The organism is Cetobacterium somerae, assembly GCF_022430525.1.
In the GTDB taxonomy this organism is placed as follows: domain Bacteria; phylum Fusobacteriota; class Fusobacteriia; order Fusobacteriales; family Fusobacteriaceae; genus Cetobacterium_A.
On the sequence record NZ_CP092519.1, the window covers coordinates 43,423 to 54,877 of the forward strand.

At 36.7% G+C, this 11,455-nt stretch carries 7 protein-coding genes and 3 rRNA genes; 5 read left to right on the forward strand and 5 right to left on the reverse strand.

Translation table 11 applies throughout. The annotated features are described in order from the left end of the window. Positions 1-39: 39 nt before the first annotated feature. Together MKD34_RS00220 and MKD34_RS00225 are read right to left on the reverse strand one after the other, a co-directional pair. Complete coding sequence (locus MKD34_RS00220; RefSeq protein ID WP_240219151.1) at positions 40-960, reverse strand: pseudouridine-5'-phosphate glycosidase; 921 nt, start codon at positions 958-960, stop codon at positions 40-42. Continuing rightward, positions 957-2,042, reverse strand: coding sequence for a carbohydrate kinase (locus MKD34_RS00225; protein WP_240219152.1), 1,086 nt, complete (start codon positions 2,040-2,042; stop codon positions 957-959). The genes MKD34_RS00220 and MKD34_RS00225 overlap by 4 nt, the downstream gene beginning before the upstream one ends. Positions 2,043-2,197: 155 nt before the next feature. Here MKD34_RS00225 and MKD34_RS00230 point away from each other — a divergent pair, with 155 nt between their 5' ends. From MKD34_RS00230 to rrf, 4 genes are all read left to right on the forward strand, one after another. Beyond that, positions 2,198-3,532 carry a DUF1576 domain-containing protein gene (locus MKD34_RS00230; protein WP_240219153.1) on the forward strand — a complete coding sequence of 445 codons (1,335 nt, stop codon included), beginning with the start codon at positions 2,198-2,200 and terminating at the stop codon, positions 3,530-3,532. 223 nt (positions 3,533-3,755) lie between these two features. Further along, a 16S ribosomal RNA gene (locus MKD34_RS00235) occupies positions 3,756-5,268 on the forward strand. 176 nt (positions 5,269-5,444) lie between these two features. Further along, positions 5,445-8,361, forward strand: a 23S ribosomal RNA gene (locus MKD34_RS00240). A 49-nt stretch (positions 8,362-8,410) separates the two neighbouring features. Then, positions 8,411-8,527, forward strand: a 5S ribosomal RNA gene (gene rrf, locus MKD34_RS00245). Together the 16S, 23S and 5S rRNA genes form the textbook arrangement of a ribosomal RNA operon. A 27-nt stretch (positions 8,528-8,554) precedes the next feature. Here rrf and MKD34_RS00250 read toward each other — a convergent pair. Both MKD34_RS00250 and MKD34_RS00255 read right to left on the reverse strand, forming a co-directional pair. Next, positions 8,555-9,265: a sulfite exporter TauE/SafE family protein gene (locus MKD34_RS00250; RefSeq protein WP_240219154.1), complete on the reverse strand. Its 711-nt coding sequence runs from the start codon at positions 9,263-9,265 to the stop codon at positions 8,555-8,557. Between the two features lie 8 nt (positions 9,266-9,273). After that, positions 9,274-9,672, reverse strand: a complete 399-nt coding sequence (locus MKD34_RS00255) for a hypothetical protein (RefSeq protein ID WP_240219155.1) — start codon at positions 9,670-9,672, stop codon at positions 9,274-9,276. Between the two features lie 99 nt (positions 9,673-9,771). On the opposite strand from MKD34_RS00255, the gene gmhB reads away from it, so the two are divergent. After that, complete coding sequence (gene gmhB, locus MKD34_RS00260) at positions 9,772-10,320, forward strand: D-glycero-beta-D-manno-heptose 1,7-bisphosphate 7-phosphatase (RefSeq protein WP_240219156.1); 549 nt, start codon at positions 9,772-9,774, stop codon at positions 10,318-10,320. 27 nt (positions 10,321-10,347) lie between these two features. On the opposite strand, the gene MKD34_RS00265 is transcribed toward gmhB, so the two are convergent. After that, on the reverse strand, positions 10,348-11,376 hold the full coding sequence (locus tag MKD34_RS00265; RefSeq protein ID WP_240219157.1) for a YeiH family protein: 1,029 nt from the start codon (positions 11,374-11,376) through the stop codon (positions 10,348-10,350). Positions 11,377-11,455: the final 79 nt, after the last annotated feature.

Here is an 11,455-nt window from a genome sequence, read left to right on the forward strand (position 1 = left end):
ATCCCTCTTTCATATATTTTGAAAGAGGGATTTTCTATTTTATAATTCGCAATAATTTTTAGCTATTTCAGAAGCTAGTTTAGCATTGTTGAAAACTAATTGAATATTTGATTCTAAGCTTTTTCCTTTTGTAATATCTTTAACTTTAGCAAGTAAGAATGGAGTACTATCTTTTCCTTTGATACCTTTTTCTTCAGCTTCAGCAACAGCATTATTTATAGCGTTAGTGATTGTATCGAAGTCCATAGCAAACTCTTCAGGAATTGGATTAGCAATAACAACTCCTCCTTTTAAGTTAACATCCCATTTAGCTTTTAAAGTTTTAGCAATTTGCTCAGGTGTATCCATTTTATAATCTACTTTAAATCCGCTTTTTCTAGTATAGAAAGCAGGTAATTCTTTTGTTTGGTACCCAAGAACAGGAACACCTTTTGTTTCTAAGAACTCAAGTGTTAAACCGATATCAAGAATTGACTTAGCTCCAGCACAAACAACAGCCACATCAGTCATAGCTAATTCTTCTAAGTCAGCAGATATATCCATAGTTGTTTCAGCTCCTCTATGAACTCCACCAATACCACCAGTAGCAAATACTTTAATTCCTGCAAGGGCAGCAATAATCATAGTAGATGCAACAGTAGTAGCACCGTCGTCTTCAGAAGCTAATATAGCAGGAATATCTCTTCTACTAGCTTTAGTAACTTCTAATCCTTTTTTACCTAAGTAATCAACCTCTTCTTTGCTTAAACCAACTTTAAGTTTTCCGTTTAAAATAGCGATAGTAGCTGGTACAGCTCCATTTTCTCTAACAATTTCTTCAACTTTTAAAGCTGTCTCAACATTTTGTGGATAAGGCATACCGTGAGATATTATAGTTGACTCAAGAGCAACAACTGGTTTGTTATTTTCTAATGCTTCCTTAACTTCTTTTGAAATTTCTAAATATTTTGCTAAATTCATAAATTTTCCTCCTTGATTCTATTGATATTTTCTAAAGACATATCATCACTTATTGTTTTTTCACTTGAAATAGCGATTGCAGCACATGCAATACCATTTTTACAACTTTCAATAATATCTAAATTTTCTAAATAACTATATGCAATCCCTGACATAAAGGCATCACCAGCACCGGTAGTATTTATAACTTCTGTTTTAAATGGTTTCATATGACCAGATATTTCACCATTAGAATAGAATACTCCTTTTTCACCGAGTGATATAAAAACTTGTTTAACACCTTTTTGGATAAAGAAATTAGCACACTCTTGTAATGTATTTTGGTTTGTTATATTTATACCTGAAAGAGTTTCAGCTTCAAGTTGATTAGGTTTTATAGTATGAAATTTTCCAATAAAATCTTTTATTTTTAAAGCTTTAGTTGTAGAAACACAATCTAAAAATAATGGAATTGAAAAATTATCAACAATATATTTTATAGTTTCTTTTGGAATATTAGTATCAATTATACATAATTTGGATTCATCTAAAATCTCTTTCTTAGATTTAATAAAATCAATAGAAAGGTTATCATATAAGTCCATAGCTGAAATGGCTAGTTTCATATCATTGTTATCATCTAAAATAGATATATAAGTTGATGTTGGTGAATTAGGAATTACTAAAGAATTAGATATATTTATTCCTAAAGACTTACAATTTCTTTTAATTTCTTCGCCGTTGAAATCGTCTCCTAATACTGTTATTAATTCAACATCTTGATTAAGTCTAGATAAGTTATCCGCAATATTTCTTCCTACTCCACCAAAAGATGTATTAACTTTTCCTGGATTAGAATCATAGTCTTTTAAAGATGAATAAGATTGAGCTGAAATATCGATATTAGTTCCACCAATAACAGAAACAAAAGATTTCTTTTGTATAATGTATCCTTTTCCAATTATTTTACCTTTTTTTATTAGATTAGAAATATGTACTGCAACAGATGAACGAGCTATATCAGCTTTTTCTGCTAATTCAGATTGAGATATAAATGGATTTTCTTCAATCCACTTTAAAATTTCTTTTTCTCTGTTGGTCATAAACACCTCCTTTTTAAACAAATGTTTACTTGAATAAACTTTTGTTTAAATATTATCATTGAAGTATTGAAAAGTCAATGATTTATATATAAAAAAATTGATTTTTAGTGGAAAAAATATTAAAATTTTAATAGAGAGTTAAAAGGGGTGATAGATTGGATAATTTTAAAGGGAATAGAAGTAAGAAAATTTGGCTTCTAACAGAAGTAGTTGCTGGAATACTTTTTGCCATGTTTGTTTATTTCGTTTTGAGAGGAAAAGAAAATGTATTAGGAGGATTCATTAGAATTCTGACATCTCCAACAGTATTGATAACTGATTTTTTGGTTATTGGAGGAATGGGAGCTACATTTTTAAATGCTTTTTTAATTTTTATATTTAACTATACTTTAATGCGACTATTAGGAACTCCGTTAAATGGTATAGCTATAGCATCATTTTTTACGGTATTTGGATTTTCCTTTTTTGGAAAAAATATATTAAATATTCTTCCTTTTTATGTTGGAGGAATTCTTTATTCAAAATATGAGCATATCGATTTCAAGGATATTTTGGTAACTATATCTTTTACAAGTGCATTAGCACCATTTATTAGTGAAGTTGCTTTTAATATTCATGTGCTGAGTGAGTACGCATATATAAATGCGATTGTTTTAGGAATTTTAATAGGTTTTATAGTAACGCCTTTAGCTAAAAAAATGGCAGGCTTCCACGAAGGATTTAATCTTTATAATTTAGGATTTACTGGTGGGATACTGGGAGCTGTAATAGCTTCGGTTTTAAAACTTTACCAATTTGTAGTTGTTCCTCAAAGAATAATTTCAACTGAACATGATTTACAATTAAAGGTTATATCTAGTGGAGTATTTTTATCATTAATATTTATAGGTTACTATATAAATAATAAAAGTTTTTCAGGATATAAAACATTATTGAAAGATACAGGTTTAAAAAGTGATTTTGTTATAAAGTATGGATATGGACTTACATTTATAAATATGGGAATTATGGGATTTGTTGCGATGCTTTATCCAATCTTACTAGGCCAAACTTTAAATGGGCCATTATTAGCTGGAATATTAACAATAGTGGGATTTTCGGCTTATGGAAAAACTATTTTAAATATAACTCCTATATTATTTGGAGTGTTTTTAGGAAAGTTTGGAAGTACTACAGATGGATTTACAATAGCTTTATCTGGACTATTTGGAACATCATTAGCTCCTATAGCAGGTGTTTATGGGCCTATATGGGGTATTGTTGCAGGAATGCTACATATTGCCGTAGTTCAAAGTATTGGAGTAATTCATGGAGGACTTAATCTTTATAATAATGGGTTTTCAGCAGGAATCATAGCAGGGTTTTTATTACCAATAATAAATACAACTAAAGAAAGTGTAAATAAAAGGAGAGCTAAATATCTTCAAAGACAAAAAGCGTTACATGATCTAATAAGAAAAACAGAGGATAATCTAAGTGATAAATCATAAGTAAATAAGGTTTTTTAAAATAAAAATAAAAAAGTTATTGACGAAGTTTAAAATTTATGGTACTATAATTTTTGTCAGCGGGAAACGCCGCCGGCAAGAATTATAGAAAAGGACATTAACAACCGAATAGAGAAAATAGTCAGAAGTTATGAAGATAACAAAATGCCAGAAATGGCAAACCAATAAATGGTGTAAACGTAAGTCTTAGGACTTTAAATATATTTGAATGAAGAGTTTGATCCTGGCTCAGGATGAACGCTGACAGAATGCTTAACACATGCAAGTCGATTCGATTTACCTTCGGGTATTGAGGATGGCGGACGGGTGAGTAACGCGTAAGGAACTTGCCTCTTGGTCTGGGACAACTGTTGGAAACGACAGCTAATACCGGATATTATGAGATTCTCGCATGGGAAACTTATGAAAGCTATATGCGCCAAGAGAGAGCCTTGCGTTCCATTAGCTAGTTGGTGGGGTAACGGCCCACCAAGGCGACGATGGATAGCCGGCCTGAGAGGGTGAACGGCCACAAGGGGACTGAGACACGGCCCTTACTCCTACGGGAGGCAGCAGTGGGGAATATTGGACAATGGGCCACAAGCCTGATCCAGCAATTCTGTGTGCACGATGAAGGTCTTCGGATTGTAAAGTGCTTTCAGTTGGGAAGAAGAAAGTGACGGTACCAACAGAAGAAGCGACGGCTAAATACGTGCCAGCAGCCGCGGTAATACGTATGTCGCAAGCGTTATCCGGATTTATTGGGCGTAAAGCGCGTCTAGGCGGAAAAATAAGTCTGATGTTAAAATGCGGGGCTCAACTCCGTATTGCGTTGGAAACTGTTTTTCTAGAGTACTGGAGAGGTGGGCGGAACTACAAGTGTAGAGGTGAAATTCGTAGATATTTGTAGGAATGCCGATGGAGAAGTCAGCTCACTGGACAGATACTGACGCTAAAGCGCGAAAGCGTGGGGAGCAAACAGGATTAGATACCCTGGTAGTCCACGCCGTAAACGATGATCACTAGGTGTTGGGGGTCGAACCTCAGCGCCCAAGCTAACGCGATAAGTGATCCGCCTGGGGAGTACGCACGCAAGTGTGAAACTCAAAGGAATTGACGGGGACCCGCACAAGCGGTGGAGCATGTGGTTTAATTCGACGCAACGCGAGAAACCTTACCAGCGTTTGACATCCTAAGAAGTTTCCAGAGATGGATTCGTGCCGGCTTGCCGGAACTTAGTGACAGGTGGTGCATGGCTGTCGTCAGCTCGTGTCGTGAGATGTTGGGTTAAGTCCCGCAACGAGCGCAACCCCTATTGTATGTTGCTACCATTAAGTTGAGCACTCATGCGATACTGCCTGCGATGAGCAGGAGGAAGGTGGGGATGACGTCAAGTCATCATGCCCCTTATACGCTGGGCTACACACGTGCTACAATGGGCAGTACAGAGAGTTGCCAACCCGTGAGGGTGAGCTAATCTCTTAAAGCTGTTCTTAGTTCGGATTGTACTCTGCAACTCGAGTACATGAAGTTGGAATCGCTAGTAATCGCAAATCAGCATGTTGCGGTGAATACGTTCTCGGGTCTTGTACACACCGCCCGTCACACCACGAGAGTTGGTTGCACCTGAAGTAGCAGGCCTAACCGTAAGGAGGGATGTTCCTAAGGTGTGATTAGCGATTGGGGTGAAGTCGTAACAAGGTATCCGTACGGGAACGTGCGGATGGATCACCTCCTTTCTAAGGAGACTAACTTTTTCTCTATTCGATTGATAGTGTTCTTTACTATCAAACTTGGACATTGGAAACTATATAGTAGATATTGAGAAAATATTCTAAATTAACTAACAATTCATTTTTAAGTCAATCTTAAATTGAGTAGTTAGTCTGTCTAAATAATATGAATTATATTACAAGGTTAAAATATTAAGGGCACACGAAGGATGCCTAGGAAGTAAGAGCCGATGAAGGACGTGGTAAGCTGCGATAAGCTTGGTGGAGTTGCAATCGAACTGTGATGCCAAGATTTCCGAATGGAGAAATCTGCTAAGATGGAGTCTTAGCACGAAAGAGGGAACCGCGTGAACTGAAACATCTAAGTAACGCGAGGAAAAGAAAGTAAAAACGATCCCCTAAGTAGCGGCGAGCGAACGGGGGTGAGCCCAAACCGTAGATGTGCCAAGGATGCAGCCGTTGCATCTACGGGGTAGCGGGAAGATCGTCTGAAGAACTGCAAGGTATTCGACATTATGATACGCCGAACTGGAAAGGTCTGGAAAGGCCTGCCGTAGAGAGTGAAAGCCTCGTACAGGTAAACCGTATCAAATGTATGATCTCTCCCAAGTAGCACGGAACACGAGGAATTCTGTGTGAATCTGCGAGGACCATATCTCGTAAGGCTAAATACTCTTACTTACCGATAGCGCATAGTACCGTGAGGGAAAGGTGAAAAGAACCCCGGGAGGGGAGTGAAATAGAACCTGAAATCGTGTGCTTACAAGCGGTCAGAGCCCTTTGGGGTGATGGCGTGCCTTTTGGAGAATGATCCTGCGAGTTACGTTCAGTGGCAAGGTTAAGTTTAACGGAGCCGAAGGGAAACCGAGTCTGAATAGGGCGACATAGTCGCTGGGCGTAGACGCGAAACCTGGTGATCTAAGCCTGTCCAGGGTGAAGCTGTGGTAAGACACAGTGGAGGCCCGAACTCACCGCCGTTGAAAAGTTGGGAGATGAGGTAGGTTTAGGGGTGAAAAGCCAATCGAACCAGGAGATAGCTCGTTCTCTCCGAAATGCATTTAGGTGCAGCCTTGAGTGTTCAATTATGGGGGTAGAGCACTGAATGACCTAGGGGGCATACTGCTTACCGAAGTCAATCAAACTCCGAATACCATAATTCTAGAGCTCAGGAGTGAGACTATGGGAATTAACTTCCATGGTCAAAAGGGAAACAACCCAGACCACCAGCTAAGGTCCCTAATTATAACTAAGTGGGAAAGGAGGTGGAGATTCACAAACAACCAGGAGGTTGGCTTAGAAGCAGCCATACCTTTAAAGAGTGCGTAATAGCTCACTGGTCGAGAGTCTCTGCGCCGACAATGTAACGGGGCTAAGTTATAAACCGAAGCTGTGGAGTTGCGTAAGCGACTGGTAGGAGAGCGTTCTGTAGGCCGTTGAAGGAGAATCGACAAGAAACTCTGGAGGTATCAGAAGTGAGAATGCAGGAATAAGTAGCGAGAATGGGGGCGAGAATCCCCCACGCCGGAAGACCAAGGGTTCCAGGGTAAAGTTTGTCTCCCCTGGGTAAGCCGGGTCCTAAGCCGAGGCTAGATTGCGTAGGCGAATGGAAAACAGATTAATATTTCTGTGCCACTGATATCAAGTGATGGAGGGACGCAGGAGGTTATGCACGCTGGCGAACGGAAGTGCCAGTTCAAGCATGTAGCGTGGTCTAGTAGGAAAATCCGCTAGACTAAACGTGAGGTGTGATGAGGAGTCGTAAGATGGAAGGTGCAAATACCACACTGCCGAGAAAAGCTTCTAAGCGTTTTAAAGATATTAGTGCCCGTACCCCAAACCGACACAGGTGGTCAGGATGAGAAATCTAAGGCGGACAGGCTAACTCTCGTTAAGGAACTCTGCAAAATAGCCCCGTAACTTCGGGAGAAGGGGTGCCTTTTATGGTGAGCGTACACGCGACGCAAAGCTATGAGAGGCCGCAGTGAAGAGTCTCAGGCGACTGTTTAACAAAAACACAGGTCTATGCTAAGCTGTAAGGCGACGTATATGGGCTGACACCTGCCCAGTGCCGGAAGGTTAAGAGGAGGAGTGAGAGCTCCGAATTGAAGCCCCGGTGAACGGCGGCCGTAACTATAACGGTCCTAAGGTAGCGAAATTCCTTGTCGGGTAAGTTCCGACCTGCACGAATGGTGTAACGATCTGAGAGCTGTCTTGACGGGAGGCCTGGTGAAATTGTATTACCGGTGAAGATACCGGTTACCTGCAGTAGGACGGAAAGACCCCATGGAGCTTTACTGTAGCTTGGTATTGGGTTTTGGCATCGTATGTATAGGATAGTTGGGAGACTATGATGCGTGGTCGCTAGATTACGCGGAGTCACTGGTGGAATACCAACCATACTATGTCGGAATTCTAATTTGAGGTTTGTACCCTCGAAGACAGTGCTAGGTGGGCAGTTTGACTGGGGCGGTCGCCTCCGAAAGAGTAACGGAGGCGTTCAAAGGTTCTCTCAGGTTGGATGGAAATCAACCGCAGAGTGCAATGGCATAAGAGAGCTTAACTGCGAGACTGACGGGTCGAGCAGGTGCGAAAGCAGGACATAGTGATCCGGCGATTCCGAATGGAAGGGTCGTCGCTCAACGGATAAAAGCTACCCTGGGGATAACAGGCTGATTCTACCCGAGAGTCCATATCGACGGTAGAGTTTGGCACCTCGATGTCGGCTCATCGCATCCTGGGGCTGGAGAAGGTCCCAAGGGTTGGGCTGTTCGCCCATTAAAGCGGTACGTGAGCTGGGTTCAGAACGTCGTGAGACAGTTCGGTCCCTATCCACTGTAGGCGTTAGAGTATTGAGAAGATCTGTCCTTAGTACGAGAGGACCGGGATGGACAAACCTCTGATGTACCAGTTGTCACGCCAGTGGCACAGCTGGGTAGTCACGTTTGGAACAGATAACCGCTGAAAGCATCTAAGCGGGAAACTGACTTCAAGATAAGTACTCTTTAAGATACCTTCGAGACTAGGAGGTTGATAGGTTGGGGGTGTAAGAGTTGTGAGACTTTTAGCTGACCAATACTAATATATCGAAGTTTTAACCTTAATATACTACTATATAGTTTCAAGTGTTCAAGAACACAAATAAATATTGATTGGCAACGATAGCTATGGAGGTACACCCAGTAACATTTCGAACCTGGAAGTTAAGCCCATAAACGCTGAAAGTACTTGGGGGGCAGCCCCCTGGGAGGATAGGAAGTTGCCAATCTTTTTTTTTTTTTTGTAAAAAAAATGCTTATAGTAGCATTTTAATTGCCACTATAAGCCCTAATAAAACAACTGTTGTATTAAAGATTTTTTGATTCATTATTTTTAAAAGTTTCTTAGCAAGAAATACACCTAAAAATATTGTAGGAATAGCAATCGATCCTCTAGTTATAGTAAATACGTTGATATTTTTAAATATAAATATATACATGAAAAGCTTTATAAAGTTAATAACCGTAAAAAAAACAGCTCTTGTACCAATAAAATCTTCTTCTTTTTGTTTATAACTAAGTAGATATACGTTGAAAATAGGTCCTGAAACATTTGCTAAATATGATGAAGCACCACCAAAGACTCCAAATAGCCAGGAAAGTTTTGTTAATTTATGTTCGTATTTTTTTAAGAAGAATAAAATACTAGAAAAAATAATGATAGTTGCAATAATTTTTCTAAAAATATCTTCTGAAATAGAATTTGCAAAAATAGACGCGATAACCATTCCAATAACTGAGAAAGGTATGAGTTTCAAAACAATTTTTTTGTCAAAATTATTTCGATATAAGTAAGCAACGTATAAATCTGCAATTAAAAATGGAATAAACATTATTCCGTTTCCTAGTTTTGAACCATATAATGAAACCAATATTGGTGAAAATAAAATCGAAGTTGACATTCCCATTAAACTAAAACCCATTCCAACTCCAATGATAAGCATAAATAAAACTTCTGAAATGTCCATGTTGCCTCCTAAAGTGATATATGAATAATAATAAATATAAATATAATACCACCTAAAATTTTATGACTTTTAAGTACATTTTTTTTATATTTTACTGGAACTTTTTTTACAATAAAAGGAATAGTTCCTAAAATCCAAAATAAACTTAGAAGAAGAATACCACTGAGACCTGTATATTTTTTTAATACTGAAGGATATGCAAAAGCCATACCTAAACCATGTATAGTTCCTAAAATTATTGTTGTTATACCTAAAATTTTATGTAACTGAAGATGACTTAATTTTCCTTTAAGAATTTTATTTAAAAATTCTTTATATTTATAATTAAGAATAAATATAGTTACTGTTAAAATTGCTGAAGTAAAAGCTAAAGAGCCAATAAATTTAATAATATCTTTTAAATCCATAAAAATCCCTCCCAACTGCTTAATATAAATTATATTCTGAATAAACTAAAAAATCCTTTATAAGAATGATATAATATATAAAAAAGAAAGGGAGAGATTATGAGAAAAGTTATATTTTTAGATAGAGATGGAACAATAAATGTAGAAAAATCATATCTTCATAAATGGGAAGATTTTGAATTTGAAAAAAATGCAATAGAAGGATTAAAGAAATTAAAAGATTTAGGTTATGAATTTATAGTTGTTACAAATCAATCAGGAATAGGAAGAGGTTATTATACTGAAGAGGATTTAGTAACACTAAATAATCAAATGACTGAGAAACTAAAAGAGTTCGGAATAGAAATTTTAGAATGTTTTTATTGTCCTCATCATCCAGAAAAAGGTATCGGAAAGTATAAAGTTGATTGTAATTGTAGAAAACCTAATCCTGGAATGTTATTAGAAGGAATCAAAAAATACGATGTAGATATAGAAAATTCCTTTATGATTGGAGATAAAAAAGGTGATTTAGAGGCTGGAAAAAAAGCAGGTTTAAAATCAATTTTAGTTTTAACTGGTTATGGAAAAAAAATAGAAGAAGAAGTTAAAGGGAATTATTTAATTGCAAAAGATTTATTAGAGGTTGTAACGATATTAAAAAAATAAAAAACTGGATATAATCCAGTTTTTTATTTATATAAAAATTTTTATTAAAATAATCGCTATAAAAATTTGACTTAATCCAACTAATAGTCCATAAAGAGATGCTTTAGGACCTTGTTTAACAAGTTCACTAATATTTACTCTCATACCAATACCAGCAAGAGCAACGATTTCAAACTTAGATGAAATTAATTTAAAGGTTTTAGATATTTCGCTAGGAATTAACCCAAAACTAAATAATATACAAAGAATAAAAAATCCTATAATATACCAAGGTATAGATATTTTGTTTTTCTGTTTACTATATGCTTCTTCTTCTAAAGCAAACTCAGTATCTATTTCAAGTTCTTTATTATTAAATTCTCTAGATAACCATAAAACAACAACAACTAAAAATACAATTCTTACAATTTTAAAAATAGTCGCCATTTCAAGAACGTTGTGGTTTACCATACTTCCTGCTGCGATAACTTGTCCAACTGATTGTAAAATACCACCAAGAAGAGCAGAAGTTTGTAAAGTTTCAAAATTATATAGATAACTAGCTATAGGAATCAGAGCAAACATAAGCATAGTTCCTGTTAAATTAACAATTGTAATAGATATCCCTTTATCATTGTCTTCAGCATTAATTACTGGTGAACTAGCACCAATTGCTGAAGATCCACAAACTGCATTTCCACTTGCCATAAGAGCCCTAAAATGTTTAGAAAATCCAAGTTTTTTACCAATGAACATAGTTAAAGCAATTGTTAAAGTCATTTGTAAAAGAATAAAAGCGATACCAGAAACACCAAGTTGAAGAATAGTGCTAATACTTAAAGTACCTCCCAATAAAACAATTGAATATGAAAGTAAATCACTTTCCGAAAATTTAGAACCAGGAGCAAAAATAGTTGATTTAGCAAAAGTGTTTCCAGCTATAAGTCCTAAGAAAATAGCAAGGGGAGCTCCACCGATGCTTGGGACAAATTTCCCAAGAAAAACTCCAAGCTGTGCAATCAAAATACAAAGTAGTAGGCCAGGAATTATCTTCTTAGCAGAATTAAATATACTCAAAATAAAAAACCTCCTAAAATATATTGTTACTTTAATTACAATATAACATAATTTTGTATAAATTAATAGCTTTTTTTGA

Coding starts and splice junctions, on each gene's coding strand:
- MKD34_RS00255 (WP_240219155.1), bottom strand. CDS start 9,672: ATGGATTTAAAAGATATTATTAAATTTATTGGCTCTTTAGCTTTTACT.
- MKD34_RS00225 (WP_240219152.1), bottom strand. CDS start 2,042: ATGACCAACAGAGAAAAAGAAATTTTAAAGTGGATTGAAGAAAATCCA.
- gmhB (WP_240219156.1), top strand. CDS start 9,772: ATGAGAAAAGTTATATTTTTAGATAGAGATGGAACAATAAATGTAGAA.
- MKD34_RS00220 (WP_240219151.1), bottom strand. CDS start 960: ATGAATTTAGCAAAATATTTAGAAATTTCAAAAGAAGTTAAGGAAGCA.
- MKD34_RS00250 (WP_240219154.1), bottom strand. CDS start 9,265: ATGGACATTTCAGAAGTTTTATTTATGCTTATCATTGGAGTTGGAATG.